We start from the raw sequence: 25,367 nt of genomic DNA on the forward strand, positions 1-25,367 counted from the left end.
AGAAATAAAGTGTGGTGACGATGGCAAGAAGGATACACCTGTTCCCATCTCGAACACAGAAGTTAAGCTTCTTAGCGCCGATAGTAGTTGGGGGTTTCTCCCTGCGAGGGTAGGACGTTGCCACGCTTTATTATAATGGAGGTTTAGCTCAGCTGGGAGAGCATCTGCCTTACAAGCAGAGGGTCAGCGGTTCGATCCCGTTAACCTCCATTGATGAGTGATTAGCTCAGTTGGTAGAGCATCTGACTTTTAATCAGAGGGTCACAGGTTCGAGCCCTGTATCACTCATTCTCATAGTAGAAATTGCGGGTGTGGCGGAATTGGCAGACGCACTAGATTTAGGATCTAGCGCCGCGAGGCGTGGGGGTTCGAGTCCCTTCACCCGCACTTAGCCGGCTTAGCTCAGTTGGTAGAGCATCTGATTTGTAATCAGAGGGTCGAGGGTTCAAGTCCTTTAGCCGGCATTAAAACCAAATTTGCGGAAGTAGTTCAGTGGTAGAACACCACCTTGCCAAGGTGGGGGTCGCGGGTTCGAACCCCGTCTTCCGCTTAGCCAATGTAAAACCATGGCCCATGCCGGGGTGGCGGAATTGGCAGACGCACAGGACTTAAAATCCTGCGGTCAGTGATGACCGTACCGGTTCGACCCCGGTCCTCGGCATTAACTAAATATACAATGCACCCATAGCTCAATTGGATAGAGTACTTGACTACGAATCAAGCGGTTACAGGTTCGACTCCTGTTGGGTGCATATTCGGGAATTAGCTCAGCTTGGTAGAGCACTTGGTTTGGGACCAAGGGGTCGTAGGTTCGAATCCTGTATTCCCGATTTCTTATGGGGGCTTAGCTCAGCTGGGAGAGCGCCTGCTTTGCACGCAGGAGGTCAGCGGTTCGATCCCGCTAGTCTCCATTAAATTTAATATCATGGCGGTGTAGCTCAGCTGGCTAGAGCGTCCGGTTCATACCCGGGAGGTCGGGGGTTCGATCCCCTTCGCCGCTATTTCTTTAGAGCTTGGACCTTTAGCTCAGGTGGTTAGAGCAGACGGCTCATAACCGTCCGGTCGTAGGTTCGAGTCCTACAAGGTCCATAGTTATATCTTGGAGGATTACCCAAGTCCGGCTGAAGGGAACGGTCTTGAAAACCGTCAGGCGTGTAAAAGCGTGCAAGGGTTCGAATCCCTTATCCTCCTTAATATTATCGCGGGGTGGAGCAGTTGGCAGCTCGTCGGGCTCATAACCCGAAGGTCGTAGGTTCGAGTCCTACTCCCGCAATTAGGTTCCGTGGTGTAGGGGTTAACATGCCTGCCTGTCACGCAGGAGATCGCGGGTTCGATTCCCGTCGGGACCGTTAGATGAATATAATATTCGCTAGGCTCGGTAGCTCAGTTGGTAGAGCACTTGATTGAAGCTCAAGGTGTCGGCAGTTCGATTCTGTCCCGAGCCATTCTAAATATAATGCGGGTGTAGTTTAGTGGTAAAACTACAGCCTTCCAAGCTGTTGTCGCGAGTTCGATTCTCGTCACCCGCTTTAAATATTTAGGGCCTATAGCTCAGCTGGTTAGAGCGCACGCCTGATAAGCGTGAGGTCGATGGTTCGAGTCCATTTAGGCCCATTAATAACTTTGTTATTAGAAAATAATAAAATCTTGGATGATGGGGAAGTACTCAAGAGGCTGAAGAGGCGCCCCTGCTAAGGGTGTAGGTCGGGAAACCGGCGCGAGGGTTCAAATCCCTCCTTCTCCGTTTTATTATTTGTTATCCTGGCCCGTTGGTCAAGCGGTTAAGACACCGCCCTTTCACGGCGGTAACACGGGTTCGAGTCCCGTACGGGTCATATTTGGAGGTTTAGCTCAGCTGGGAGAGCATCTGCCTTACAAGCAGAGGGTCAGCGGTTCGATCCCGTTAACCTCCATCTCATAGTGGTTCCGTGGTGTAGGGGTTAACATGCCTGCCTGTCACGCAGGAGATCGCGGGTTCGATTCCCGTCGGGACCGCTCTTTATAAAATGCGGGTGTAGTTTAGTGGTAAAACTACAGCCTTCCAAGCTGTTGTCGCGAGTTCGATTCTCGTCACCCGCTTTATTCTCTTATATTGGCCCGTTGGTCAAGCGGTTAAGACACCGCCCTTTCACGGCGGTAACACGGGTTCGAGTCCCGTACGGGTCATCGCTTAAGCCTACTGATAAGTAGGCTTTTTGTTTTGATAAATTACGAATTAGAATAGAAAAAATCGCCTTATTCACTTAAATAAGGCGATTTATTTGTAAAATAATGGAGCCGAGGGGAGTCGAACCCCTGTCCAAGTATATCGACACAATCAAATCTACATTCATAGTTTATCTATTTAAGTTTCGCTACTGATTAGCTGATAAACAAGCATCATCTTAAGCTAGCCTGATAATCTCTTATTCACTTAGACAGGCGGAAAAGTGAATCGTATCCCACTGATTATAGGACCTGGACCCGAGCACATGGGCGATGCCGGACAGATCTTAGCTAGCAGTTATTAAGCTGCGAAAGCTAAAGTGTTTGTTTGTTGTTTGTCAGTTATATTTAACTGTAACGTTTTTACGTAGACGTAACCTACGGAATGCATTGAAAGCTCAACCTATACCTGTCGAATCCGTAACGACCCCGTATAAAAGTAAAAACCTAGGGAATTCCCTAGGTTCCTATTGTAACAAAGTTTTAAATGACATGCAATTCTTTAATAATCACGCATTTTTATTGGAATGAAACTAAATTCATCGTCTTTTGCTTCTTTACGGAGAGCAAAGTGATTCGTTTGGTTTAATGCCTTTAAGTTAAATTTCCCTTCAGAATATTCAACAATGTTCAATGAAGCATTTCCAATAAGTTCTGATAATTGAAAGTCTGGAATTAATTCATGAAGCATATTTCGAATAGTCATGCCGTGGCTGACAATCAATACATTATGATTCGTATCTCTGTGTTGATTCACTACTTTTAGAAGTCCTTTTTCAACACGTAACCAAAACTCCATAAAGTTTTCCCCAAGGTGATCAGGGTCCAGCTCTTTCAGACCATTAAGTTCTTCTTGGATATTTCTTCCACCTAAGTCGTCAAAGTTTCTTTGAAGTTTTTTATACAACTCGCTCCATAAGTCGTTCGCAGATTTTCCTTCTAAGCTTCCAAAGAAAACTTCGCGAAATTCTGGCATCATTTCAATAGTGAGGTTATCACGGTTGGGATGGTTTTTAAGAAATAGTTGGGCAGTTTCAACGGTTCTACGCAAGTCACTAGTATAGACGGCGTCAAAATGAACATCTCGCATTCCTAAACCAGAACGAATAGCATCAAGGCGACCTTCTTTAGTTAGAGGAGTATCAGACCATCCTTGCATTAAATTGTAGCGGTTAAAGACGGTTTCTCCATGTCGCATAAAATATAAAGTTACCCCTTTTTTCGTCATAAAAAGACCTCCGTTCTTGTTCTTTATTCTATTGTAAACTGATTTTTAAAAAATTGCTAATTTAAAATGAAGAATTACCAAGAAAAAATCCGATTCCCACACAACAGAGACCCCCAATTAGACTTACAATCATATAAAGAATCGCAAGGAGAGTATTACCATTTTGGATTAACTGAAGGGAATCTAAACTGAATGTTGAAAAAGTAGTAAATCCACCACAGACTCCAGTAATTAAAAGCCACTGATCTCCTTCAAACCAATGTCCCTGTTGGAATTTAGCACTTAAATATCCGATGGCAAGCGAACCTAATAAATTAATTAGTAGTGTTTTTAATGGAAATTCATGTTGGAAAGGAAGTTGAGATAGTAAATAACGTAGAATTGCCCCAATCGCTCCACCAATTCCGACAAAAAGTAATGACATAGTATCCTTCTTTCTAATTTGAATATATTCATTATACCTGTTTTTTGCAAAAAATAAAAAGCTGGAGTAAATCCAGCTTTTACTTTATTTAAAGAATAGACTTCCAAGAACAATAATTCCGAGTGCAATTCGGTACCAACCAAACGCTTGGAAATCGTGTTGTTTGATGTATTTTAATAAGAATTTAATTACGAATAGTGAAACAACAAATGAAACAACTGATCCAACTACTAAAATAATAAATTCAGCAAATGAATAGTGGAATCCAAATTTTAATAGTTTTAATCCACTAGCACCAAACATAATTGGAATCCCCATGAAGAATGAAAATTCAGTAGCGATTGAACGACTTGTTCCAACAAGTAAACCACCAAGGATGGTTGATCCAGAACGGCTAGTGCCTGGTACAAGAGCTAAACATTGGAAAAGTCCAATTTTAATAGCCGTCAAAATGTCTAACTCTTTAAAGCTTTTAATTTTCGGCTCGATATTTTTGTGTTGTCTTTCGATGTAAATGAAAGCAACCCCGTATACAATTAAAGCAAGTGCTATAATGATTGGTTTATTAAAATATTCATCCATAAAGTCATTTAAAATGAATCCTAGAATAACGGCTGGGATACATCCGATAATCACTTTCTTCCAAAGATCAATGGTTTCAATGAATTCTTTACGTTTCTTATTTTTTGCAAATGGATTTAATTTGTTGAAATAAACAAGGACAACCGCCAATATGGCACCAAGTTGAATGACAACATTAAACATCTCTAGGAATTTAGCAGAAACGTCTAATTGAATAATCTCGTTCACTAAAATTAAATGACCTGTACTACTAATTGGTAGCCATTCAGTAACGCCTTCGATAATTCCTAAAATAATAGTTTTAATAATCTCTATAAGATTAAGCATTTTTCCACTCCTTTATAAAGTCTGCTAACAACGATTATACTGCTTTCTGGCAAGGATTACCACAATAAAGAAGAAAGTCTCTTCAAAAAAAGAAGAGACTTAAAATTGATTACTATTGCGGAACGACACAAACCACTTCAGGAGCGTAGAAGTCTTTTTGAAGAAGTGTGAGTTCACCAGTTTCTAAGTCGCGTTTAAATAGCGTTAAGTTGTCTGATTCTTGGTGTCCAACAACGACATAAGCTTCATCATTACTTAAGTGGAAATCACGAGGCACCGAACCATAACTTTCGATTGTTTGTACGAGAGTGAGTAATCCGCTTGATGCATCTACTGAGAAAGTGTATAACGCGTCAAAGCCTCGGTTTGAGGCATAAACAAAACGTCCGTCGCGGGTGAGATGAATAGCGCCTCCCCAAGCTTGTTGATCTTCAGTTGTTAATGCTATCTTGTCTAAGTTTCTAAAAGTTCCATTTTTGTTATTGTAAGAGAGTACTTCTACAGTTGCGTCTAGTTCGCAAATCAGATAAGCAATAGGAAGTGTTGGATGGAATGCAAGGTGACGAGGACCACTTCCAGCTTTTGTCTTATACTGTGCGACTTCTTCTAAGCCTTCTGCTGTACGTTTATATGTAAATACAGTATCGATTCCTAAGTCACATACCACAATCCATTTTTCATCTGGAGTGTAATCTGTATAGTGAACATGTGGAGCTGTTTGATTTTCATGAATGCTAGATCCTGAATGCACTTTTTTATCGACAAAAGAAATCGAATGATTTTTATTATCATAATGGTATAGTTCTATAAAACCTCCGTGATAGTTTGCAGTTAGTAAATCATGCGAACGCTCATTATATCGGATATAGCAAGGAACGGCTTGTTGATCGTAGAATGATGATAAACGTTTGACTGGAGAGGTGAGGGTAAGGTTTGCAGTGACTCCTGCATCCTTGTGCTCTTTTCCAACTGCAAAAAGTAGATGATTCTCTTTTGAATAATATAAGTAGGTTGGATTTTCTAGTGCTGCTTCTAAAGTCAGGTTTTCTAATTGTTCAGTCTCTTTATTCAAAATTACAGAGTAAACACCTTTACTTTCTCTTTTGGTATAAGTTCCTAAATAAAATTTTTCTTTCATGAGATTTCCTCCATGTCACAAGATAAAATAATTATACAATTTTTTCTAAAATCTAATCAAATGTTAATCATAGACGGAGAAAATATGATACACTAGAGGAAAATGTGATAAGGAGGAATCTTATGGATAATAAACCAGAAAACCAAGGAAAGACATGGTTTTGGAGATGGTTTTTAGATAATCAGCTAGTGAGCGGTCTTTTAATCTTATCATTACTACTCATTAATTTAATTTTATTTTCTCAAACGTCTTATTTATTTAATCCGTTAAAAGACTTTATTTCGGCAATTGGAGTTCCTGTTGCTTGTGGAGCAGTAATTTATTATTTAGTAAAACCGATTTATGATTATTTGCTGAATAAAAAGGTTCCAAAGGGAATTGCTATTTTATTAGTAATGGTTGGCGTAATTGTTATTTTTATTATGATTATTACCAGCCTCGTTCCAATTATTCAAAAGCAATTATTAGATTTAGTATCACAACTGCCATACTATTATCAAATTATTAGTGAGCAAGTTGAAAAATTCATGCAGACTGGCTTCTTTGAAACGATTCAAGAGCAATTCAACAAGATTAACACTGATTTTATTCAATCAATTACAGAACGATTAAATGGAATTTTGAATTTTACTTTTAGCGGTATAGGTAGTGTTGTAGGAATTATTGGGGATATCGTAATTACGATAATGACAATGCCAGTAATTCTTTATTACCTTCTCAAAGACGGAAATAAAGTGATTCCATTTGTGACTAGAATGTTTCCAACACGATCTCAACACAAGATTAGTGTGATGTTAAATGAAATGAATCAACAAGTGAGTTCTTATATCCGTGGACAAATTACAGTTGCTATCTGTGTTGGATTTACTTATATTATTGGATATACGCTTATTGGATTACCTTACGGAGTTACTATAGGGATGATAGCAGGTCTTCTAACAATTATTCCTTATTTAGGATCTATAATTGGGTTGACGCCAGCTTTAATTATTGGTTTTGTTACCAATCCTACTCTAGCACTCCACGTATTTTTGGTTTTTGTTATTGAACAATTAATTGAAAGTCGTGTCTTACAACCTTTAATTTTAGGATCATCATTAAAAATGCATCCTGTAACAATTTTGATTATTTTACTGGCTGCTGGAAAGATGTTTGGACTTGTTGGGTTATTAATAGCTGTCCCAGTCTATGCAGTGGTTAAAGTATTCATTACGCATTTCTTTGCGTGGTATAAGGAATACTCTGGTCTGTACTACAATGATAAAGTTGAAGAAGTACAGATTGAAGAATAAACTTCCGAATCTCTCTTACAAAACGTATTGTTAAGTAAGGGAGGTTTTTTTATGCTTTATATTTTCATTGCACTAATGGGTGCTTCTATTGGAAGTTTTATCAATGTTGTTAGTGTTCGACTAAACAATGGAGAAAATTTTATATCTACAAGATCTCATTGTCCAAGTTGTGGACATATTCTTCACTTTTGGGATTTAATTCCAATTTTCTCTTATCTTTATCTTAGAGGATGTTGTCGCTACTGCCATCATAAAATTGGGGGACGTTATTATTTTATTGAAGTATTCGTCTCTTTATTATTTATTTTGGTAGCTCTATTAAAAGGTCCGCTAGATATCTTAGGATTCTTTTTTTGTTCTTTTTTAGTATTAATCGCATTGATGGATATTGATTCCTATGAAGTTGATTTAAGAGTACTTTTATTGCTATTACTTTTTGAAATATTACTTAGTTCTCAGACTTGGGAAGAACGATTATTTTCAATGATAATTGGATTCTTGTTTTATGGGGTTATTAAGAGTTTGGGGCACTTCATTTGGAAAGAAGAAGCTTTTGGAATGGGAGATGTTTATTTTTTAACAACATTAGGAATCATTTTTTCTCCAATCCAGATTACTTTTGTAGGATTGCTTTCTTTTGTATGTGGAGGAGTATTTTGTTGTTTTTTACATTTTTTCTTTAGACTAAAAGAGCGAAGTGATAAAATCCCATTTACACCTTTTATAAGTATGAGTGCCATTATAACTTATTTATTTTCAATTCAATGGATTGGCTAGTTAAACGTTATTCTCTTTTGAGTTTTAGTTTGATTTTAAGTATAAAAACTATACTAAGACTATTCTATCTGACAAATATAAAAACAAATAGTGTATCTGTATTGTGAACAAATGTTTTTGTTATGTGGATATATTTTTGGCAGAAAGCTATAAACTTTTGTAAGATAGACGCCGTATAAGAAAGAGAATAGAGGAAATATATGAACAACATTGTAGAGAGACTGAGTAAGCTCAGTTTAATTAATCGAATCGTAATTGGAATGGGAATTGGCATTTTTTTAGGAATTTTTGTTCCTTCTTTAACAGTCGTTGGAATCTTAGGAACTGTCTTTGTAAATGCATTAAAAGCAATTGCGCCTTTGCTAGTATTTTTTATCGTAATGAGTGCTTTAGCTCAACATAAAGAAGGTCATGAAACAAATATGAAGTCAATCGTTCTTCTCTATTTATTTGGAACTTTTGGAGCTGCTTTAGTTGGAGTAATTGCAAGCTTTGCATTTCCTATAACAATGACTCTTGCAGAAAGTACGACAGAAGTCACTGCACCGCAAGGAATCGCTGCAGTATTGGAAACTTTAGTTCTTAAATTAGTAGATAACCCGGTAAATGCATTAGTTTCTGCAAATTATATTGGAATATTATCTTGGGCAGTTCTATTTGGGATGGCATTTAGAAGAGCGGACGAACCTATGAAGAATCTTTTAAAGCAAGTATCAGATGCAACTAGTCATGTAGTGAAGTTAGTAATTAGTTTTGCACCTATTGGAATAATGGGGTTAGTATATACAACTGTCTCAGAAAATGGAGTAGGGGTATTTGCGAATTATGGTAGTTTAATATTAGTACTGATTGGAAGCATGTTTTTTGTAGCTTTTGTTATGAATCCAATCATCGTATTCTTTATGATCAAAGAAAATCCATTTCCGCTTGTTTTACGCTGTTTAAAAGAAAGCGGAGTAACTGCTTTCTTTGTTCGTAGCTCTGCAGCAAATATTCCAGTAAATATGCAACTCTGTAAAGATTTAGGATTGGACGAAGATAGTTATTCTGTATCAATCCCACTAGTAGCAACGATTAATATGGCGGGGGCTGCAATTACAATCACAGTATTAACTTTAGCAGCAGTAAATACTTTAGGAATTCAAGTTGATTTTCTAACAGCATTAGTACTTAGTGTGTTATCAACAATTGCTGCTTGTGGGGCATCTGGTGTCACAGGTGGATCATTATTATTAATCCCTGTAGCATGTAGTTTATTTGGAATTTCTAATGATATCGCAATGCAAGTTGTAGGTGTCGGTTTTATTATCGGAGTTCTACAAGATTCTTGCGAGACTGCATTGAATTCTTCTACAGATGTATTATTTACAGCTGCAGCAGAATTTAGACAATGGAAAAAAGAAGGACGCAACATTCAACTGAATCCTCAGTTAGCAGAATTAGAGTAGTATATTGAAAAACCTCTATTCAACAAATTTGTTGAATAGAGGTTTTTGTTATGCATTTTTTGCATGTCTTCTTTGAGCAGCCGTTTGAATAATTCGATCTGCAAGGTGTTGATTTCTAACGAGAATTGGTCCGTGGAAATAAGAGCAAAACACGTTTTTGTAGTGACAACCTTCCGCATGATCTTCTTCATTATTTCCAAAACCTTTTACTACTTTTCCAAGAGGTTTCATATTTTTACCTAAGTAAGTTCTACCAATATGATTCTCGTATCCTAAATACGTTTCTCCAAATTCTTCGTTAAAGATTTCAACATCACCAATTAAACGATTTGGAAATTGACCGTTAGTGCAAACGTCGATAGCACTAATCCCATTGAGACGTTCGCCACTAGCATTTACGTAATAACGGCCTAATAATTGGAAACCACCGCAAATAGCTACGACAACTCCATCATCTTCAATATACTCGATTAAAGTATCTTTTTTGTTTTGAAGATCTTTTGCAACAACAGTTTGTTCATAATCTTGACCACCGCCAAACATTACGATATCAAATTCTTCTGGATTGAAGTCTTCTTCTAAGCTGATAAGAGTAGTTTCGACTTCGTATCCTAATTTTTTTGCACGGTGTTGTAACATGAGTAAGTTTCCATTATCACCGTATGTGTTCATTAGGTTTCCGTATAAATGACAGATTCTTAATTTCATCCGTTCATCCCTTCCTTAAGGTATCCTTCTTTAGCAAAGTCTTTACGTAAGTCGAGTAGAGCAGTATAAGTTGCTAGTACATTGACTTTCTTCGTTGGCGCTTTGCGAATCCAATCGATTAATTCTGCATTTGTTTTAAAGACTTTGATATTTTCAAAACCGGCAACTTCCATACGTACACCGAGGTCTTCCACACGGATACCACTAATGGCTGTATCGACTGCATTCAAAGCATGTAAGCCTTCGAAATCGCCATCCCAAATCCAACTGACATCTTGACCATCTGCAGGGTTATCATTTAAGAGAACACCTAAACTGAATGGTTCTTTTTCATAACTTAATAACTGAACGATTTGGTTAAATCCAACTGGGTTTTTAATTAAGTTCAACATCACTTCTTTATCTTCAACGGCAAAGGTTTCTTGACGACCGAATACGCGCTGCGCTTTAGAGAAGCCTTCTTGGATTTCTTCCGTAGAAAGGCCAAAGAATTTTGCAGCAGAGTATGCAGCTAAGGCATTATAAATATTATATAGTCCAGCAATTGGAATTGAGAAAGTTGTACCGTCAATATCAAATGAAGAACCTGTTAAAGACAATTCATTTAAAGCAGTGACTGCATAATTCAATTCAGGACGTTTGAAGTCGCATTTTGGACAATAGTATTTACCAAGGTTGCTATAAGTAATACTCTTATAATGCAAGATAGATTGGCAGTGAGGACAAAGAACACCATCTGTATTGTAGTGAGCCATCATTTCACTATCTTCAGTATGATTAAATCCAAAATATAGACGTGGATTAGGTAATTCGTCACTATTAAATATTGGCGCATCTCCATTTGCAAGAATGGTTGCAGATGGAGCAAAAGCCGCTCCGTCTAACATAAATTGATAAGTTGTATATATCTCACCAAATCGATCCATTTGGTCGCGAAAAATATTCGTAAACACAAATAGTTTAGGTTCGATATAAGGAGTGATATGCTTAATCGTAGCTTCATCCACCTCTAGAACAGCAATGTTCTTTTCACCCTTTTTAGGAGAATGATTTAAAAAAGTAGATACAATCCCTTGAGTTAGATTTGCTCCAGTTGGGTTTGTTAAAATATTAGGATATTTTTGTTTTAAAAGTTGAACGATAAGGGAAGTTGTTAATGTCTTTCCGTTTGTTCCGCTGACGATAATCACATCGTAGTTCTCCGCTAGGGATTTTAAAATTGTAGGATCAATAGCATGTGCCACTTTTCCTGGCATGCTACTGCCACCTTTTGTAAAAGTTTTAAGAGCCCATCTAGTGAATTTCCCTGCTCCTAAAGCAACTTGTGTTCTTATATTCAATTTTGACGATCCTTTCCTATAGATTCTTCACTATTGTAGCATACTTTAATCAAAAGTGGTTTAAAAAAACTTTTTAAATACTATGCAAATTTATTAAGGGTAATGTGCTTATAAGAAACGGTTTTTCTTTGCACAAACGTAGCAGTTTATCGTAAGATATTAAAGGTATAGTTTATCAATTGGAGGAATAGAAAGTGGCACAATTATTTTTTAAATATGGTGCAATGAATAGTGGTAAATCCATTGAAATTTTAAAGGTTGCTCATAATTATGAGGAACAGAACAAGCCCGTTTTATTATTTACGAGTGCAATAGATGATCGTGATCAAGTTGGCTATGTTTCTAGCCGTATCGGTGTTCGTCGTGAAGCAATTCCCATTTTTGAAGAGACACCTATTTACGAAATTGTCGAAGGGCAAGCTGTAAAACCATATTGTATTTTGATTGATGAATCTCAATTCTTATCAAAACATCACATTCTTGAACTCGCTCGAATTGTTGACGAATTAAATATTCCAGTAATGGCATTTGGACTTAAGAATGATTTTCAAAACGAATTATTTGAAGGTTCTAAATACTTATTACTTTATGCTGATAAAATCGAAGAAATAAAAACGATTTGTTGGTATTGTCATAAAAAAGCAAGTATGAATATGCGTGTAGTGGATGGTGTACCAGTGTATACGGGAGAACAAATCCAAATTGGGGGTAATGATGCTTATTATCCAGTTTGTCGTTATCACTATAACCATCCTGGTGAAGAACGCTTATAAGAGAAGAAAAAGGAGAAAAGTATGTTCGATCAATTAGATAGTTTTATTATTCGGTACGATGAACTTTCAGAGCTATTAAGTGACCCGGAAGTTATTGGCGATACAAAACGCTTCATGGAACTAACAAAAGAAGAAGCGAATTTACGCCCAAAAGTAGAAACCTTTAAACGTTATCAACAAGTTGTTGAAGAAATTAGCGACACAGAGGAAATGCTTGGTGAAAGCTTAGATGCCGAAATGGCAGAAATGGCGAAAGAAGAACTAAGCTCCCTCAAAAAAGAAAAAGTAGAATTAGAAGATAAAATCAAATTTTTACTTTTACCAGAAGACCCAAATGATGGTAAAAACATCATCATGGAAATTCGCGGAGCTGCTGGTGGAGACGAAGCCGCGTTATTCGCTGGTGACTTACTAACGATGTATCAAAAATATGCAGAGTCACAAGGCTGGCGTGTAGAAGTGATGGATGCCAACGTTACAGGTATCGGTGGATATAAAGAAGTTATTTTAATGATTACAGGGGATAATGTATTCTCTAAATTAAAATATGAATCTGGTGCGCACCGTGTACAACGTGTTCCGTCAACTGAATCTCAAGGACGTGTGCATACTTCAACAGCAACAGTCGTTGTAATGCCTGAAGCAGAAGAAGTAGAAATTGAATTAGAAGATAAAGATATTCGTGTGGATATTTACCATGCATCAGGTGCCGGCGGACAGCACGTTAATAAAACTGCATCTGCCGTACGTTTAACTCACTTGCCAACAGGAATTGTTGTTGCAATGCAAGATGAACGTTCGCAACTGAAGAACCGTGAGAAAGCAATGAAAGTATTACGTGCGCGTGTATACGACAAGATTTCTCAAGAAGCCCAATCTGAATATGATGCAAACCGTAAGTCTGCAGTTGGTACTGGGGACCGTTCAGAACGTATTCGTACGTACAACTTCCCACAAAACCGTGTTACAGACCACCGTATTGGTTTAACACTTCAAAAGTTAGACCAAGTGTTAGCTGGAAAAATTGATGAAATTGTCGACGCTTTAATTCTTTATGATCACACAGAAAAATTGGAGCAATTAAATAATGGAAACAACTAATCCAACGAACCAAGAAGTCCTCATAAGGGCTTCTTGTTTTTTAGAAGAGAAACAACCGAATATAGGGCGCAAAGAATGCCAGCACCTAGTTAGAGAATTAATGCTATTTAAGAATCATTGGACGTTGTCGCAATTTCTTTTGAATTTACGACAAGAAGCTAAGGTGACTTTCGAGGACTTGGAACCTGAGTTGTTGCGCTTAAGTAAGTTTGAACCATTGCAGCAAATTACAGGAGTTGCTGAGTTTCTAGGGGAAGAATTTATCGTTACTAAGGATACCTTAATTCCTCGTCCTGAAACGGAAGAGCTTGTATTAAAGGTCCAGTCGTTTTTAGAACAGTGTCCAGTTGGGAATGTCCTAGAAATTGGCGTCGGAACGGGATGTATTATTTTAAGTCTTGAAAGACTGGTTGGGCGACATCATTATAAGGGGTGCGATATTTCAGAGGAAGCACTCATTGTTGCTCAAAAGAATCGAGATAAGTTCAATCTTCAAACTGAATTGTTTTACAGTGATGTATATAGCAACGTACCTCGTGAACAGTTTGAATGTATTATTAGTAATCCACCGTATATTGCATTTTCAGAAGAAGCATTAATGGATGAATCAGTGCGACTTTATGAGCCAATTCAGGCATTGTTTGCAGAAAATGAAGGCCTTGCGATTTACGAAAAGATTGCCAACCGATTAGAAGAATTTTTAACAGATAGTGGGCATGCCTTTTTCGAGATTGGATTTAACCAAGGGGCAAGTGTACAACGAATTTTTAGTGAAGCTTGTCCAAATCGAAAAGTAAGCATCCAAAAAGATATTGCAGGATTAGATCGAATGATTATTGTGAGTGGAAAGGAGGCGTAGTAATGGAAACACAAATTTTTACAAAAGAAAACTTAGATATTGCAGCTAAAGCTTTACAACAGGGAGAAATTGTTTCTTTTCCAACGGAAACGGTATATGGATTAGGAGCAATCGCAACAAGTCAAGAAGCTGTTTTAAAGGTGTTTGAAGCCAAAGGACGTCCAAGTGATAATCCACTGATTGTTCATATTAGTGATATCCAGCAGATGACTTCTACTGTAGAAGAAGTCCCTGAAATTGCGCTAACCTTAGCGAAGGCTTTTTGGCCGGGGCCACTGACGATGATTCTAAAGGCAAAACCAGGAATTTACGCTCCAGCCTTATCCGCTGGGCTGCCAACGGTGTCATTTCGTATGCCGAATCATCCATTGACATTAGAATTAATCACAAAAGTGGGTATTCCTCTCGTGGGACCAAGTGCGAACCTATCGACGAAGCCAAGTCCAACAAAAGTACAACATGTATTTGAAGATATGAATGGTCGTATTCGTGGAATTGTGGATGGAGGCTCCTCCACTGTCGGTGTAGAGTCAACGGTAATTGACTTAACGAACGAAGAGGGACCTGTTATCTTAAGACCGGGCGTGATAACAAAAGAGCAGATTGAATCGGTTATTGGGCCTATTCAATCTTCTGTTACCACAAAAACTGGAGAGCGTGAAATACCCAAATCTCCAGGGATGAAATATCGTCATTACGCCCCCAAAACACCAGTGTTGGTTGTAGAAGGGGCAGTAGAGTCCTTTACAAAAGCTATCCAAGAAGCTCAGAATAATGGGAAGACAGTCGGTATTATGGCTCAAAATGCAATTGTAGATGCGGTTGAAAGTAGGGTGAAAGGTATTTACAAGATGGGTACGAGCGTGGATGATATGAATCGCTCGTTATTTGATGCACTTCGAACATTAGATCATTTGGAGTTAGATATAATTTTAGCTCAGGGCGCGCCAGAAGAGGGCGTTGGAATCGCGTATATGAACCGTTTGAAAAAAGCGGCATCCACTGTCCTTTAGGAAAACTCATAGCTTTTCTACAAAAAGTGATAATGTGATAGAATAGGAAGGTAAGAATAGAAAGGGGTAGTTGAATGAGTCAATTTACAGAAGATAAAATCATCTTTGAGACGATTGAAAAAGAACTTCATCGTCAGCAACAGGGGATTGAATTGATTGCATCAGAAAACTTCGTATCAGAAGGAGTTTTACGTGCACAAGGAAGTATTCTAACGAATAAGTATGCAGAAGGGTATCCAGGGCGTCGTTACTATGGCGGATGTGAGTACGTGGATGTCATCGAACAACTAGCGATTGATCGTGTAAAAGAATTATTCGGTGCTGAATATGCTAATGTTCAACCTCACTCGGGTTCTCAAGCAAATATGGCTGCATATCGTGCTTTAGTAAAGAAGGGCGATAAGATTTTAGGGATGGACTTAAACCATGGTGGTCACTTGACTCACGGAATGGGAGTAAACTTCTCTGGACAAGATTATCATTTTGTTTCTTATGGAGTAAATCAAGAAACTGAAACAATCGATTATGATGAATTAGAACGTATTGCTAAAGAAGAAAAACCACAATTAATTGTAGCTGGAGCTTCAGCGTACCCACGAGAAATTGACTTCAAACGCATTGGCGAAATTGCTAAGGAAGTTGGAGCTTATTTTATGGTGGATATGGCACATATTGCTGGTTTAGTCGCTAAAGGAGCCCATCAAAGTCCAGTACCTTATGCTGACGTAGTAACATCAACAACACATAAAACATTGCGTGGACCACGTGGTGGCTTAATTTTAGCAAAAGAAGAATTTGGCAAGAAACTAAATAGCGCCATCTTCCCTGGAATCCAAGGTGGACCGTTAGAACACGTGATTGCTGGTAAAGCAGTTGCTTTCCATGAAGCTCTTCAACCAGCATTTGGTGAGTATATCGAGCAAGTCGTGAATAATGCTAAAGCAATGGCCCAAGTGTTTGAAGGAACAGTGATTCGTGCGATTTCAGGTGGTACTGATAACCATCTATTACTCCTCGATATTAAAGAAACTGGATTAAACGGTAAAGAAGCGCAAGAATTACTTGACACTGTTGGAATTACAGTGAATAAAAATACCATTCCATTTGATACATTACCACCTGTTAAAACAAGTGGGATTCGTGTCGGAACGGCAGCTATTACTACTCGTGGCTTTGATGAAGTTGCTGCGAAGAAAGTAGCAGAGTTAATCCTTACAACATTAACAAATCCTGAAAATAAAGAAGTGTTAAATAGTGTCCGTCAAGAAGTGAAACAATTGACTGAAACTTTCAAACTATATGCATAAACAACTTGATGTAAAAGTTTGTTACTTTTTATGAAAATAATTAAAAGTTTTCAAACTGATACTAGAAATTTACTAGTTTTTTAGGTAAAATAACAGAAGTGACACTAATGTATTGGAAGGAGAATGACAAATGGGAAAATTTCACGTACTTAATCATCCGTTAATTCAACATAAATTAACAATGATTCGTCAAAAAGATTGTGGAACAAAAGTATTCCGCGAAGTTGTAAACGAAATTTCAATGCTAATGGCTTATGAGGTTTCTAGAGATTTACCTCTTGAAGATGTAGAAATCGAAACTCCTCTTGTTAAAACAACATTAAAAACATTAGCTGGTAAAAAAGTAGCAATTATTCCAATCCTTCGTGCTGGTTTAGGGATGGTAGATGGAATTTTAGAATTGATTCCAGCTGCTAAAATTGGTCACGTTGGTATGTATCGCGATCATGATACTTTGCAACCTGTAGAATATTTCGTGAAATTGCCTTCAGATATTTCTGAAAGACAGTTGTTTGTCGTAGATCCAATGCTAGCTACAGGGGGAAGTGCTGTTGCAGCAATTGATGCATTACTTAAACGTGGTGCACAGCCTAACTCTATTAAGTTTTGTTGCTTAGTAGCTGCCCCAGAAGGAGTAGAAACCTTACGTAGCGCACATCCTGAAATCGACATTTATGCAGCAGCATTAGATGAACGATTAAATGAGCATGGATACATTCTTCCAGGATTAGGGGATGCTGGAGATCGTTTATTCGGAACCAAATAATTAATTAATGTAGTCAACGCTTTTGCGATAGACTATTGCCAACGAATCTGACAATAATCACCGTACTGAGCGAATGCCTCAATGTATGGAGATGTTGTCAGATTCTTTATTTGGTGAAAAGGAGGGGAAATAAGATTCATGGAAGCAACACCAAAAGTGATTGAGATTTTTGGAGTGTCGTTTTCAGTTCCGATTTTGATTTCGTGTGGGGTTAGTGTTATACTCATTGCGCTATTTACAATATTATCGGCCAGGAAAGTGTCCATGAAGCCAGGAAAGCTACAAAATGCTTTAGAGGCTTTAATGGAATTTACAAAAGGAATTGTTAATAACGCAGTAGATGAGAAAACGGGACAAACATATTATTTATATATTTTTTCACTGTTTTCTTTTGTGTTAGTCGCCAATATGGTGGGCCTCATTTTCTATATCCATTATGAGGATCATAGTTATTTTGCAAGCCCTACTGCCAGCCCAATCGTATGTTTGGCATTGGCGTTGATGACTACATTAATCGCACATTATTCTGGCGTACAGAAGATGGGACTCAAAGGATATATTCAACATTCTTATTTAAGTCCAATGTCGTTTATGCTCCCAATTAAGTTAATTGAAGAGTTTACGAATACAATTACACTGGCTTTTCGTCTTTACGGAAATATATATGCTGGTGAAGTGTTATTAGGCTTAATCGTGATGTTCTCATCAGCAGCCGGATTAATAACGTATATTCTTGCCATTCCGTTAGGTGTAATTTGGCAAGGTTTTTCAGTTGTGATTGGAGCTATTCAAGCGTATGTATTTTGTACGTTAACGATGGTATATATCTCACATAAAGTAATGAAACATTAATTTTTAAGAAATGAGGAATTTAAAATGACAGAATTAGCAGCAGCAATTGCAGTAGTAGGAGCAGCTTTAGCAGCAGCCTACGGGAACCAAGCAGTAATCGTAAAAACAATCGAATCAATGACTCGTCAACCAGAATTAAGCAACGAATTACGTTCAACAATGTTTATCGGGGTTGCCTTAATCGAAGCGATGCCAATCTTCGCAGTATTAATCGCTCTTATCCTTGTTTTCGTCAAATAGATTCAAATGAAGGGATTATTGTCGAAAAGGAGGGGTGAGCGATGTTTGAAGTAATGTTGTCAGGTAATACCAGTACCGTTTTAGGTGATACTTTGGTCGTGCTAGTTTCTATGACATTATTACTTTTCCTAGTAAAATATTTTGCTTGGGATAAAGTAAATGCAATGTTAGAGTCTCGTAGGGATAAAATCTCTAAAGATTTAGATGAAGCTGCAGAAAAGAAAAAAGCAGCGGAAGAAATTCAAGCGAATGCGAATGAAATTATTCATAAAGCAGAACTGAAGGGGAGCGATATTTTAAATAACGCTCGTGAAGCAGCATCAAAAACGCAAGATGAAATGATTAAAGAAGGTAAAGAAGTAGTCTCTCGTATGAAAGCAGAAGGGCAACGGGAAGTTGATTCAATGAAGCAACGTGCCATTGCTCAAGTACAAGATGAGATTGTGGACTTATCTATTCAACTTGCAAGTCAAATTCTTGAAAAAGAAGTGACAAAAGAAAGACATCAAGAAGTGATTGAGTCCTTCATTAAGGGGTTGGAAGGATAATGGTAAAATATCATAAAGATATCGTTAAAGAAGCCAGCCATTTTTATGCAAAGGCAAAATATGAAGGTCACTTAGATCAAGTAACAAATGAAATTCAAGCAATTTTAGATGGAATTCAAAATACATCTACTTTTAGACAGCTGATGCATTTGGAACATGTTTCGTATGATAAAAAATTGGCAGTTCTAGAATCAACATTTGGTCACTTATCTAGTGAAACGCAGGAGTACTTAGCGACTTTTCCGTCAGAAGATGGTTCTATGAATATCGTAGAAGCACTAGAAGCGTTTCTTGAACTTTATAACGCAAATAAATTAGAAATTGTTTCTGCAATTCCTTTAACGGATGAGCAAATTGAACGTATTGCTATTGCTTTTCAAAATAAAACAGAAAAAGAATACGATTCTTGGGTAAATACAGTTGATCCTTCTGTTATAGGCGGTGTTCAATTGAAAACCAAAGAATTTCTTTTAGATGGAACAATTTCAAATAAATTAAAACAATTCAAAGAAAAAGTTAGCCAAACTGGATTGAAGAGGTGAGATGGCATAAATGGAAATGAGTAATATTACAGCGAGAATTCGTGACCAAATCTCTTCTTTTGAAACGAAAGAACAAATCGAAGAAATCGGAGAGGTTTCTTTCATTGGTGACGGAATTGCTCGTGTCATCGGCCTTACAAACGTAATGGCTGGAGAATTAGTAGAATTTGAAAATGGCGCTTATGGTATGGCACAAAACTTGGAAAAACAAGATGTGGGTGTCATCATTTTTGGTTCTTATGAGAACATTCATGAAGGAGAGCCTGTAAAACGTACAGGCCGTATTTTGGATGTTCCTGTTGGAGATGCGCTTATCGGGCGTGTTGTGGATGCGTTAGGTCGTCCAATTGACGGACTTGGTGCTATCGAAACAACAAAAAAACGTCCAGTAGAAAATGAAGCACCTGGCGTTATGCAACGTCAAAGTGTAAAACAATCATTACCTACAGGATTAAAAGTAGTCGATGCCTTAGTGCCAATCGGTAAAGGGCAACGTGAGTTAATCATTGGTGACCGTAAAACTGGTAAAACGAGCATTGCAGTGGATACGATTTTGAACCAAAAAGGTAAAAATACATTATGTATTTATGTTGCAATTGGACAAAAGGAATCTACTGTTAAAGCCCTCGTTGAAACATTAAAACGTTATGGAGCCATGGAATATACAACCGTTGTATCTGCCAGCGCTTCTCAACCAGCGCCAATGCTTTATATTGCACCATATGCAGGTACTGCAATGGGTGAAGAGTGGATGTATCAAGGTCGCGACGTGTTAATTGTGTATGATGATTTATCTAAACAAGCGGCCGCTTACCGTGAAATTTCCCTATTACTTCGTCGTCCACCAGGTCGTGAAGCATACCCAGGGGATGTATTCTACTTACACTCACGTCTACTAGAACGTGCAGCGAAATTAAGTGATGAATTAGGAGCAGGGTCATTAACAGCCTTACCAATCATCGAAACACAAGCCGGAGATATTTCTGCATATATCCCAACAAACGTAATCTCTATTACAGATGGACAAATCTTCTTAGAAAGTGACTTGTTCTACTCTGGGGTACGTCCTGGTTTATCTGCCGGATTATCTGTATCGCGTGTTGGGGGTTCTGCCCAAATTAAAGCGATGAAGAAAGTTTCTGGTACATTACGTATCGACTTAGCAAGTTACCGTGAGTTAGAAGCCTTCACACAATTTGGCTCTGACTTAGACGCGGCAACTCAACAAAAATTAAATCGTGGTAAACGTACAGTTGAAGTCTTGAAACAAGATGTTCACCAACCATTACCAATCGAATATCAAGTATCGGTTTTATTTGCTTTAACACATGGTTTATTAGATGCGATTCCAATCGATCGTATTAAATCATTTGAAAAAGCGTTATATCAACATTTAGAAAGCGAACATAGAGATTTATTGAATGAAATCCGCGATCAACATGTGATTTCGGATGAAGAGAAATTCTACAAAGTGATTGAGAGTTTCAAACAAATTCATTTATTTGAACGTGTTCAATAAGCGTAGAAAGGAGAGGTGACCTGAATGACGGCTTCCTTAAATGATTTAAAGAAGAGAATTGTTTCAACAAAGAAAACAAGTCAAATCACTAGCGCCATGCAGATGGTCTCTGCAGCAAAATTAGCCAAATCAGAGCAAGCAGTGCGTCACTATCAAGACTACGCTCAAAAAATCCGTGAAGTTGTAACTCACTTACTATACGCAAATCACAATAGAGAAGAGATTGTCGATGAAACGTCAGAGGATGGAGAAGTAGTTACTTCTTTTATCGACTATCACGATTTATTAATTGAACGTCCAGTTAAAAAGACTGGATATTTAGTGATTTCATCTGATCAAGGACTTGCTGGGAGTTACAACTCTTCCATTTTCCAATCAACAAGAGAAATGTTAGAGTTAGACCACCAATCAAAGGATGAATATGTCATCTTAACCATTGGGGATGCTGCAAGTCGCTTCTTCAAAAAAATGGGAGTGGATGTACGTCTTGAAATTAATGATGTATCAGATATTCCAACCTTTGAAGAAGTAAGAAAGATTGTGTCAAGTGCGGTCCAAATGTTCCGTGACGGTGAATTTGATGAATTTTACGTTTGCTATAATCACCATGTAAATGCACTTTTATCAAACTATCGTGTTGAAAAAATGTTACCAATTATCGACTTGGATGAAGATGAAGCAAAAGAGTACGAATTGGATTATATTTTCGAACCAAATAAGGAAATAATTATGGACATCTTGCTTCCACAATATGCGGAATCGCTTATTTACGGAGCCATTATCGATGCTAAATCTGCAGAGCATGCCTCTCGTATGACTGCGATGAGAAGTGCTACCGATAATGCCAAGGATTTAATCAGTAACTTAACGCAAGATTTGAACCAGAGACGACAAGCGCAAATTACACAAGAAATTACAGAAATTGTCGGTGGAGCAGCCGCTCTGGAAGAACATTAGGATTTTAGAAGGAGGAAAATGGATTGAGAACTGGAAAGATTTTACAAGTAGTAGGGCCAGTTGTAGACGTGGTATTTCCTTTAGAAGAAGGCGTTCCAGATATTCATAATGCATTACAAGTTGTGAAAACAACAAGTGACGGAAGTGAAAAGACTGTTACATTGGAAACTGCTGTAGAATTAGGGGATGGTGCAGTTCGTACGATTGCCATGGAATCTACAGATGGTTTGCAACGTGGCATGAAAGTAGTGGACTTAGGACGCACAATTAGCGTTCCTGTGGGACCTGAAACATTAGGTCGTGTATTCAACGTTTTAGGAGATACAATCGACTTGAAAGAACCATTCCCAGAAGACTTTACAAGACATGAAATCCATAAACCAGCACCAAAATTTGAAGAATTAAACAGTCAATATGAAATTCTACAAACAGGGATTAAAGTTATTGACCTTTTAGCACCTTATCTTAAAGGTGGTAAAATCGGTTTATTCGGTGGTGCCGGTGTAGGGAAAACCGTATTAATTCAAGAATTAATTCATAATATCGCTGAAGAACTTGGTGGTATTTCAGTATTTACAGGGGTAGGGGAACGTACTCGTGAAGGGAATGACCTTTACCATGAAATGCAAGAATCAGGCGTATCTGCTAAAACAGCGATGGTGTTTGGGCAAATGAACGAACCACCAGGAGCTCGTATGCGTGTAGCACTAACAGGGTTAACTATTGCGGAATACTTCCGTGATATGGAAAAACAAGACGTGCTTTTATTCATCGATAACATTTATCGTTTCACGCAAGCAGGTTCAGAAGTGTCAGCGTTACTTGGTCGTATGCCTTCTGCCGTAGGGTATCAACCAACATTAGCGACAGAAATGGGTCAATTACAAGAACGTATCAGTTCAACTAAAGACGGATCTATTACATCTATTCAAGCGATTTATGTGCCAGCCGATGACTATACAGACCCGGCTCCAGCAACAACATTCGCTCACTTAGATGCAACAACAAACTTGGAACGTCGTTTAACTGAACAAGGGATTTACCCAGCGGTGGATCCCCTTGCTTCAACTTCAAGTGCCCTAACTCCAGAAATTGTTGGGGAAGAACACTATGAAGTAGCGATGAAAGTACAACAAATGCTACAACGTTATCGTGAATTACAAGACATCATTGCCATCTTAGGAATTGATGAATTATCAGATAGCGAAAAAGTTATTGTAAACCGTGCAAGAAGAATTCAATTCTTCTTATCACAAAACTTCCACGTTGCTGAAGCCTTCACTGGACAACCTGGTTCATACGTTCCAATTAAAGATACGGTTCGCGGATTTAAAGGAATTATCGATGGTTTATATGATGATATTCCAGAAGATATGTTCCGTAACGTAGGACCAATCGAAGACGTGATTAAAAAAGCTAAAGCAGCAGGATTTGTTGGAGGAAATTAAAGATGGCTGAACATGAATTACTGGTCGTTGTCACAACACCAGAAGGAAAAGTGTATAACCATCGTTCCTATTCTGTGAGTGCCGATGCAGTCGATGGCGGAATCACCATACTACCGCATCATGCTCCAATCATGCTTCCTTTAAAAATCGGGGCACTTCGAGTGAAACGATTCTTAGAGGATTCGCCAACTGATTATATTGCAATCGGTGGTGGAGTTATGGAAGTGCGGGATAATGTCGTAACGATTATTGCCAACGTGGCTGAACGTGCAAGAGACATTGATGTGACACGTGCCGAACATGCAAAAGATAAAGCTGAAAAAGTTTTAAGCGATACAAGTCGTTCAAAAAGCGATATGGATCGTGCAAAAATTGCTTTAAGTAAAGCAATCAATCGTATTGGTGTTTATAAGCATAGAAGAAAGTAAAAGAGAGGATGCGTGCATCCTCTCTTTTATTGTTCAGACAAAAAAACTAGCAGATATTTCTGCTAGTTTTTAATTTTATAAAATTTCTTTGATGTAGGATTCGATTTCTTCTTGGGGAAGAACACCGGCTGACTTCTTAACGATCTTTCCATTTTTATCCGTGAAGATTAGGGTCGGAATTTCTGTAATTTCGTGATATTTTTGGAAGCTTGAATCAACATCTGAGTAATAATTGAGCGAAAGAGAATGTTCTTTCAAGTATTTTTTCCCATTCTCAATCGGTTCTTTTTGACTAATCATCGCAACGCCAACGAATTCTACTTTATCTCCATATTTCTCTTTTAAAGTATTTAAGATAGGAAGTTCTTGTTGACAGTCTGGACACCAACTTGCCCAAGCATAATAGACTGTTGGTTTTCCAGTGAAGTCTTTTTCTGTTAATTTCTTTCCGCTTTCGTCTTGAAATACGACGTTTGCGTTAGCAGTATTACTGTTATCTGGTAAAAAATAGAAGATAGCTAGTCCTGCAACCATTAATGCTGCAAGTGCTAATAAAAGTTTTTTCATAAAATCCTCTTTCTAATCCTTATTCGTGTATGTCAAACACGTATTTATGTCCTTGAGTAAGGCTATGGTAGAAACCTTTCCCTTCGTATAAGTGGAATACTTGTACGCTAGCAATGTCTTCTTCGTTAGGGTAAACATCTTTAACGAATGGATTATCTTTTAGTACTTCTTCAAGACGTTCACGCCCGATTTCTTTCACAACACCTTCAATACGAATTACTTGGATTAAGTAGTCTTCGCTCTTCATAGCAGTAATAGCAACTTTCGGATTTTGTTTTAATTGTTTGTAGAAGTTTGTTTTTGGACTTGTCATAAAGAACACACCTTTTTCGTTTGCAACACCGATATGAATATGGCGTGCATGAGGTTGGTTGTTCTCGTCTGCAGTCGCAACAACAGCTACATTCATTTCTTCTAAAATACGTAAAATTTCATTGACTTCCATAGTGCTTTCTCCTTACCGTTTTCTTTTTATTCTATCATATATTTGATTATGAAAGAAGACTTGCGATTTCGTCTCGAATTTGTTCAGGCGTTGTAGTAGGAGCAAATCGTTTTAAAATCGTTCCATCTTTAGCTACGAGGAATTTTGTAAAGTTCCATTTAACCTTTTCGCCTAGGAGGCCTTTAGTCTCTTCTTTTAATAGGGCAAATAATGGATGTGTTTCTGGACCATTTACCTTAACCTTACCAAACATTGGGAAAGTCGTATTGTAAGTTAATTGGCAATTGGCCGCAGCTTGTTCAGCAGTTAATGGTTCTTGACCAGCAAATTGATTGCATGGGAATCCAAGAACAGAGAAGCCTTTCACGTTAAATTCCGAATAGAGCTTTTCCAGTCCTTCAAACTGGGGAGCAAGTCCACATCCACTAGCGGTATTGACAATTAGCAATAATTGACCTTTAAATTCTTCAAGAGTAGTTGATGCACCGTCAATAGTTGGAACTTCGATTTCATAAATTGACATTCGTCTTCCT

Annotated in this window: 26 protein-coding genes, 23 tRNA genes, 1 rRNA gene and 1 other RNA gene; 41 read left to right on the forward strand and 10 right to left on the reverse strand. The window is 37.9% G+C overall.

What is annotated here, in order from left to right; all coding sequences use genetic code 11:
- The first annotated feature begins 10 nt into the window (after nt 1-10).
- From rrf to NQ540_RS02920, 24 genes are all read left to right on the forward strand, one after another.
- A 5S ribosomal RNA gene (gene rrf, locus NQ540_RS02805) occupies nt 11-126 on the forward strand.
- Nucleotides 127-137: 11 nt separating this feature from the next.
- Nucleotides 138-210: transfer RNA gene (locus NQ540_RS02810), tRNA-Val, on the forward strand.
- A 5-nt stretch (nt 211-215) separates the two neighbouring features.
- Nucleotides 216-288: transfer RNA gene (locus NQ540_RS02815), tRNA-Lys, on the forward strand.
- Between the two features lie 17 nt (nt 289-305).
- Nucleotides 306-387: transfer RNA gene (locus NQ540_RS02820), tRNA-Leu, on the forward strand.
- Between the two features lie 4 nt (nt 388-391).
- A tRNA-Thr gene (locus tag NQ540_RS02825) sits at nt 392-464 on the forward strand.
- 14 nt (nt 465-478) lie between these two features.
- Nucleotides 479-550: transfer RNA gene (locus NQ540_RS02830), tRNA-Gly, on the forward strand.
- A gap of 25 nt (nt 551-575) precedes the next feature.
- Nucleotides 576-661: transfer RNA gene (locus tag NQ540_RS02835), tRNA-Leu, on the forward strand.
- Nucleotides 662-678: 17 nt separating this feature from the next.
- Nucleotides 679-752, forward strand: a tRNA-Arg gene (locus NQ540_RS02840).
- Between the two features lie 4 nt (nt 753-756).
- Nucleotides 757-830 (forward strand) — tRNA-Pro (locus tag NQ540_RS02845).
- Nucleotides 831-838: 8 nt separating this feature from the next.
- Nucleotides 839-911, forward strand: a tRNA-Ala gene (locus NQ540_RS02850).
- Nucleotides 912-927: 16 nt separating this feature from the next.
- Nucleotides 928-1,001 (forward strand) — tRNA-Met (locus NQ540_RS02855).
- A gap of 14 nt (nt 1,002-1,015) precedes the next feature.
- Nucleotides 1,016-1,089 (forward strand) — tRNA-Ile (locus tag NQ540_RS02860).
- Nucleotides 1,090-1,101: 12 nt separating this feature from the next.
- A tRNA-Ser gene (locus NQ540_RS02865) sits at nt 1,102-1,191 on the forward strand.
- Nucleotides 1,192-1,200: 9 nt separating this feature from the next.
- Nucleotides 1,201-1,273 (forward strand) — tRNA-Met (locus tag NQ540_RS02870).
- A 3-nt stretch (nt 1,274-1,276) separates the two neighbouring features.
- Nucleotides 1,277-1,349, forward strand: a tRNA-Asp gene (locus NQ540_RS02875).
- Nucleotides 1,350-1,372: 23 nt separating this feature from the next.
- Nucleotides 1,373-1,445 (forward strand) — tRNA-Phe (locus tag NQ540_RS02880).
- Between the two features lie 13 nt (nt 1,446-1,458).
- A tRNA-Gly gene (locus NQ540_RS02885) sits at nt 1,459-1,529 on the forward strand.
- Between the two features lie 11 nt (nt 1,530-1,540).
- A tRNA-Ile gene (locus tag NQ540_RS02890) sits at nt 1,541-1,614 on the forward strand.
- A 42-nt stretch (nt 1,615-1,656) separates the two neighbouring features.
- Nucleotides 1,657-1,744 (forward strand) — tRNA-Ser (locus tag NQ540_RS02895).
- 19 nt (nt 1,745-1,763) lie between these two features.
- Nucleotides 1,764-1,835: transfer RNA gene (locus NQ540_RS02900), tRNA-Glu, on the forward strand.
- Between the two features lie 5 nt (nt 1,836-1,840).
- Nucleotides 1,841-1,913: transfer RNA gene (locus tag NQ540_RS02905), tRNA-Val, on the forward strand.
- Between the two features lie 9 nt (nt 1,914-1,922).
- Nucleotides 1,923-1,995: transfer RNA gene (locus NQ540_RS02910), tRNA-Asp, on the forward strand.
- Nucleotides 1,996-2,008: 13 nt separating this feature from the next.
- Nucleotides 2,009-2,079 (forward strand) — tRNA-Gly (locus NQ540_RS02915).
- Nucleotides 2,080-2,094: 15 nt separating this feature from the next.
- Nucleotides 2,095-2,166 (forward strand) — tRNA-Glu (locus NQ540_RS02920).
- A gap of 103 nt (nt 2,167-2,269) precedes the next feature.
- On the opposite strand, the gene ssrA is transcribed toward NQ540_RS02920, so the two are convergent.
- The 5 genes from ssrA to NQ540_RS02945 all read right to left on the reverse strand — a co-directional run bounded on the left by ssrA (nt 2,270) and on the right by NQ540_RS02945 (nt 5,904).
- Nucleotides 2,270-2,636: a transfer-messenger RNA gene (gene ssrA, locus NQ540_RS02925) on the reverse strand.
- A 71-nt stretch (nt 2,637-2,707) separates the two neighbouring features.
- Nucleotides 2,708-3,433: a histidine phosphatase family protein gene (locus tag NQ540_RS02930; RefSeq protein WP_005604852.1), complete on the reverse strand. Its 726-nt coding sequence runs from the start codon at nt 3,431-3,433 to the stop codon at nt 2,708-2,710.
- A 61-nt stretch (nt 3,434-3,494) separates the two neighbouring features.
- Nucleotides 3,495-3,857: a fluoride efflux transporter CrcB gene (gene crcB / locus NQ540_RS02935; protein WP_005604854.1), complete on the reverse strand. Its 363-nt coding sequence runs from the start codon at nt 3,855-3,857 to the stop codon at nt 3,495-3,497.
- Nucleotides 3,858-3,941: 84 nt separating this feature from the next.
- Entirely contained in the window at nt 3,942-4,766 is an 825-nt protein-coding gene (locus NQ540_RS02940; protein ID WP_005604856.1) for an undecaprenyl-diphosphate phosphatase, read from the reverse strand.
- Nucleotides 4,767-4,878: 112 nt separating this feature from the next.
- Nucleotides 4,879-5,904, reverse strand: a complete 1,026-nt coding sequence (locus tag NQ540_RS02945; protein WP_005604858.1) for a lactonase family protein — start codon at nt 5,902-5,904, stop codon at nt 4,879-4,881.
- 122 nt (nt 5,905-6,026) lie between these two features.
- Here NQ540_RS02945 and NQ540_RS02950 point away from each other — a divergent pair, with 122 nt between their 5' ends.
- The 3 genes from NQ540_RS02950 to sstT all read left to right on the forward strand — a co-directional run bounded on the left by NQ540_RS02950 (nt 6,027) and on the right by sstT (nt 9,421).
- Nucleotides 6,027-7,196, forward strand: a complete 1,170-nt coding sequence (locus NQ540_RS02950; RefSeq protein WP_005604860.1) for an AI-2E family transporter — start codon at nt 6,027-6,029, stop codon at nt 7,194-7,196.
- 51 nt (nt 7,197-7,247) lie between these two features.
- A complete protein-coding gene (locus NQ540_RS02955; RefSeq protein ID WP_005604861.1) occupies nt 7,248-7,973 on the forward strand; it encodes a prepilin peptidase in 726 nt (241 codons plus the stop codon).
- Nucleotides 7,974-8,173: 200 nt separating this feature from the next.
- The gene (gene sstT / locus NQ540_RS02960; protein WP_223429379.1) at nt 8,174-9,421 is read left to right on the forward strand and encodes a serine/threonine transporter SstT; all 1,248 of its coding nucleotides are present in this window, start codon (nt 8,174-8,176) and stop codon (nt 9,419-9,421) included.
- A gap of 48 nt (nt 9,422-9,469) precedes the next feature.
- On the opposite strand, the gene NQ540_RS02965 is transcribed toward sstT, so the two are convergent.
- Together NQ540_RS02965 and NQ540_RS02970 are read right to left on the reverse strand one after the other, a co-directional pair.
- Nucleotides 9,470-10,129, reverse strand: a complete 660-nt coding sequence (locus NQ540_RS02965) for a type 1 glutamine amidotransferase (RefSeq protein ID WP_005604865.1) — start codon at nt 10,127-10,129, stop codon at nt 9,470-9,472.
- Nucleotides 10,126-11,469 carry a Mur ligase family protein gene (locus NQ540_RS02970; protein ID WP_005604867.1) on the reverse strand — a complete coding sequence of 448 codons (1,344 nt, stop codon included), beginning with the start codon at nt 11,467-11,469 and terminating at the stop codon, nt 10,126-10,128. Before NQ540_RS02970 ends, NQ540_RS02965 begins: the two co-directional genes overlap by 4 nt.
- A 194-nt stretch (nt 11,470-11,663) precedes the next feature.
- On the opposite strand from NQ540_RS02970, the gene NQ540_RS02975 reads away from it, so the two are divergent.
- The 14 genes from NQ540_RS02975 to NQ540_RS03040 all read left to right on the forward strand — a co-directional run bounded on the left by NQ540_RS02975 (nt 11,664) and on the right by NQ540_RS03040 (nt 23,822).
- The gene (locus NQ540_RS02975) at nt 11,664-12,242 is read left to right on the forward strand and encodes a thymidine kinase (protein ID WP_005604870.1); all 579 of its coding nucleotides are present in this window, start codon (nt 11,664-11,666) and stop codon (nt 12,240-12,242) included.
- Nucleotides 12,243-12,263: 21 nt separating this feature from the next.
- Nucleotides 12,264-13,343, forward strand: coding sequence for a peptide chain release factor 1 (gene prfA / locus NQ540_RS02980; RefSeq protein WP_005604871.1), 1,080 nt, complete (start codon nt 12,264-12,266; stop codon nt 13,341-13,343).
- Nucleotides 13,330-14,202, forward strand: coding sequence for a peptide chain release factor N(5)-glutamine methyltransferase (gene prmC, locus NQ540_RS02985; protein ID WP_005604872.1), 873 nt, complete (start codon nt 13,330-13,332; stop codon nt 14,200-14,202). The genes prfA and prmC overlap by 14 nt, the downstream gene beginning before the upstream one ends.
- Before the next feature lie 2 nt (nt 14,203-14,204).
- Nucleotides 14,205-15,215 carry an L-threonylcarbamoyladenylate synthase gene (locus tag NQ540_RS02990; RefSeq protein ID WP_005604873.1) on the forward strand — a complete coding sequence of 337 codons (1,011 nt, stop codon included), beginning with the start codon at nt 14,205-14,207 and terminating at the stop codon, nt 15,213-15,215.
- A 74-nt stretch (nt 15,216-15,289) separates the two neighbouring features.
- Nucleotides 15,290-16,522, forward strand: a complete 1,233-nt coding sequence (gene glyA / locus NQ540_RS02995; RefSeq protein WP_005604874.1) for a serine hydroxymethyltransferase — start codon at nt 15,290-15,292, stop codon at nt 16,520-16,522.
- A 130-nt stretch (nt 16,523-16,652) separates the two neighbouring features.
- Nucleotides 16,653-17,288, forward strand: a complete 636-nt coding sequence (gene upp, locus NQ540_RS03000) for a uracil phosphoribosyltransferase (RefSeq protein WP_005604875.1) — start codon at nt 16,653-16,655, stop codon at nt 17,286-17,288.
- A 138-nt stretch (nt 17,289-17,426) separates the two neighbouring features.
- A complete protein-coding gene (atpB, locus tag NQ540_RS03005; RefSeq protein WP_039848714.1) occupies nt 17,427-18,140 on the forward strand; it encodes a F0F1 ATP synthase subunit A in 714 nt (237 codons plus the stop codon).
- A 24-nt stretch (nt 18,141-18,164) separates the two neighbouring features.
- A complete protein-coding gene (gene atpE / locus NQ540_RS03010; RefSeq protein WP_005604878.1) occupies nt 18,165-18,380 on the forward strand; it encodes a F0F1 ATP synthase subunit C in 216 nt (71 codons plus the stop codon).
- Between the two features lie 41 nt (nt 18,381-18,421).
- Complete coding sequence (gene atpF / locus NQ540_RS03015) at nt 18,422-18,928, forward strand: F0F1 ATP synthase subunit B (RefSeq protein WP_005604879.1); 507 nt, start codon at nt 18,422-18,424, stop codon at nt 18,926-18,928.
- A complete protein-coding gene (gene atpH, locus NQ540_RS03020; RefSeq protein WP_005604880.1) occupies nt 18,928-19,470 on the forward strand; it encodes an ATP synthase F1 subunit delta in 543 nt (180 codons plus the stop codon). Before atpF ends, atpH begins: the two co-directional genes overlap by 1 nt.
- A 10-nt stretch (nt 19,471-19,480) precedes the next feature.
- A complete protein-coding gene (gene atpA / locus NQ540_RS03025) occupies nt 19,481-20,989 on the forward strand; it encodes a F0F1 ATP synthase subunit alpha (protein ID WP_005604881.1) in 1,509 nt (502 codons plus the stop codon).
- 24 nt (nt 20,990-21,013) lie between these two features.
- Nucleotides 21,014-21,946 (forward strand): F0F1 ATP synthase subunit gamma, encoded by a 933-nt coding sequence (locus tag NQ540_RS03030; protein ID WP_005604882.1) that lies wholly within the window; start codon nt 21,014-21,016, stop codon nt 21,944-21,946.
- A gap of 23 nt (nt 21,947-21,969) precedes the next feature.
- Entirely contained in the window at nt 21,970-23,394 is a 1,425-nt protein-coding gene (atpD, locus tag NQ540_RS03035) for a F0F1 ATP synthase subunit beta (protein WP_005604883.1), read from the forward strand.
- 2 nt (nt 23,395-23,396) lie between these two features.
- Nucleotides 23,397-23,822, forward strand: a complete 426-nt coding sequence (locus tag NQ540_RS03040) for a F0F1 ATP synthase subunit epsilon (RefSeq protein WP_005604885.1) — start codon at nt 23,397-23,399, stop codon at nt 23,820-23,822.
- A gap of 75 nt (nt 23,823-23,897) precedes the next feature.
- Here NQ540_RS03040 and NQ540_RS03045 read toward each other — a convergent pair whose 3' ends face one another.
- The 3 genes from NQ540_RS03045 to NQ540_RS03055 are packed head-to-tail and all read right to left on the reverse strand — an operon-like array spanning nt 23,898 to nt 25,357.
- Entirely contained in the window at nt 23,898-24,389 is a 492-nt protein-coding gene (locus tag NQ540_RS03045; protein ID WP_005604886.1) for a TlpA family protein disulfide reductase, read from the reverse strand.
- Nucleotides 24,390-24,408: 19 nt separating this feature from the next.
- Entirely contained in the window at nt 24,409-24,834 is a 426-nt protein-coding gene (locus NQ540_RS03050; RefSeq protein WP_005604888.1) for a pyridoxamine 5'-phosphate oxidase family protein, read from the reverse strand.
- Nucleotides 24,835-24,880: 46 nt separating this feature from the next.
- A complete protein-coding gene (locus tag NQ540_RS03055) occupies nt 24,881-25,357 on the reverse strand; it encodes a glutathione peroxidase (RefSeq protein WP_005604890.1) in 477 nt (158 codons plus the stop codon).
- Nucleotides 25,358-25,367: the final 10 nt, after the last annotated feature.

This window comes from Granulicatella adiacens ATCC 49175, assembly GCF_025150565.1.
Taxonomy (GTDB): Bacteria; Bacillota; Bacilli; order Lactobacillales; family Aerococcaceae; genus Granulicatella; species Granulicatella adiacens.

What these genes read in the sequence shown, in the direction of transcription:
- crcB (WP_005604854.1), bottom strand. Translation starts at nt 3,857, where the DNA reads ATGTCATTACTTTTTGTCGGAATTGGTGGAGCGATTGGGGCAATTCTA.
- glyA (WP_005604874.1), top strand. Translation starts at nt 15,290, where the DNA reads ATGAGTCAATTTACAGAAGATAAAATCATCTTTGAGACGATTGAAAAA.
- NQ540_RS03030 (WP_005604882.1), top strand. Translation starts at nt 21,014, where the DNA reads ATGACGGCTTCCTTAAATGATTTAAAGAAGAGAATTGTTTCAACAAAG.
- NQ540_RS03050 (WP_005604888.1), bottom strand. Translation starts at nt 24,834, where the DNA reads ATGGAAGTCAATGAAATTTTACGTATTTTAGAAGAAATGAATGTAGCT.
- atpE (WP_005604878.1), top strand. Translation starts at nt 18,165, where the DNA reads ATGACAGAATTAGCAGCAGCAATTGCAGTAGTAGGAGCAGCTTTAGCA.
- NQ540_RS02940 (WP_005604856.1), bottom strand. Translation starts at nt 4,766, where the DNA reads ATGCTTAATCTTATAGAGATTATTAAAACTATTATTTTAGGAATTATC.
- NQ540_RS02955 (WP_005604861.1), top strand. Translation starts at nt 7,248, where the DNA reads ATGCTTTATATTTTCATTGCACTAATGGGTGCTTCTATTGGAAGTTTT.
- NQ540_RS03040 (WP_005604885.1), top strand. Translation starts at nt 23,397, where the DNA reads ATGGCTGAACATGAATTACTGGTCGTTGTCACAACACCAGAAGGAAAA.
- upp (WP_005604875.1), top strand. Translation starts at nt 16,653, where the DNA reads ATGGGAAAATTTCACGTACTTAATCATCCGTTAATTCAACATAAATTA.
- sstT (WP_223429379.1), top strand. Translation starts at nt 8,174, where the DNA reads ATGAACAACATTGTAGAGAGACTGAGTAAGCTCAGTTTAATTAATCGA.
- atpH (WP_005604880.1), top strand. Translation starts at nt 18,928, where the DNA reads ATGGTAAAATATCATAAAGATATCGTTAAAGAAGCCAGCCATTTTTAT.
- atpF (WP_005604879.1), top strand. Translation starts at nt 18,422, where the DNA reads ATGTTTGAAGTAATGTTGTCAGGTAATACCAGTACCGTTTTAGGTGAT.
- NQ540_RS02950 (WP_005604860.1), top strand. Translation starts at nt 6,027, where the DNA reads ATGGATAATAAACCAGAAAACCAAGGAAAGACATGGTTTTGGAGATGG.
- NQ540_RS02990 (WP_005604873.1), top strand. Translation starts at nt 14,205, where the DNA reads ATGGAAACACAAATTTTTACAAAAGAAAACTTAGATATTGCAGCTAAA.
- prfA (WP_005604871.1), top strand. Translation starts at nt 12,264, where the DNA reads ATGTTCGATCAATTAGATAGTTTTATTATTCGGTACGATGAACTTTCA.
- NQ540_RS03055 (WP_005604890.1), bottom strand. Translation starts at nt 25,357, where the DNA reads ATGTCAATTTATGAAATCGAAGTTCCAACTATTGACGGTGCATCAACT.
- atpB (WP_039848714.1), top strand. Translation starts at nt 17,427, where the DNA reads ATGGAAGCAACACCAAAAGTGATTGAGATTTTTGGAGTGTCGTTTTCA.
- prmC (WP_005604872.1), top strand. Translation starts at nt 13,330, where the DNA reads ATGGAAACAACTAATCCAACGAACCAAGAAGTCCTCATAAGGGCTTCT.
- atpA (WP_005604881.1), top strand. Translation starts at nt 19,481, where the DNA reads ATGGAAATGAGTAATATTACAGCGAGAATTCGTGACCAAATCTCTTCT.
- NQ540_RS02945 (WP_005604858.1), bottom strand. Translation starts at nt 5,904, where the DNA reads ATGAAAGAAAAATTTTATTTAGGAACTTATACCAAAAGAGAAAGTAAA.
- NQ540_RS02965 (WP_005604865.1), bottom strand. Translation starts at nt 10,129, where the DNA reads ATGAAATTAAGAATCTGTCATTTATACGGAAACCTAATGAACACATAC.
- NQ540_RS03045 (WP_005604886.1), bottom strand. Translation starts at nt 24,389, where the DNA reads ATGAAAAAACTTTTATTAGCACTTGCAGCATTAATGGTTGCAGGACTA.
- NQ540_RS02930 (WP_005604852.1), bottom strand. Translation starts at nt 3,433, where the DNA reads ATGACGAAAAAAGGGGTAACTTTATATTTTATGCGACATGGAGAAACC.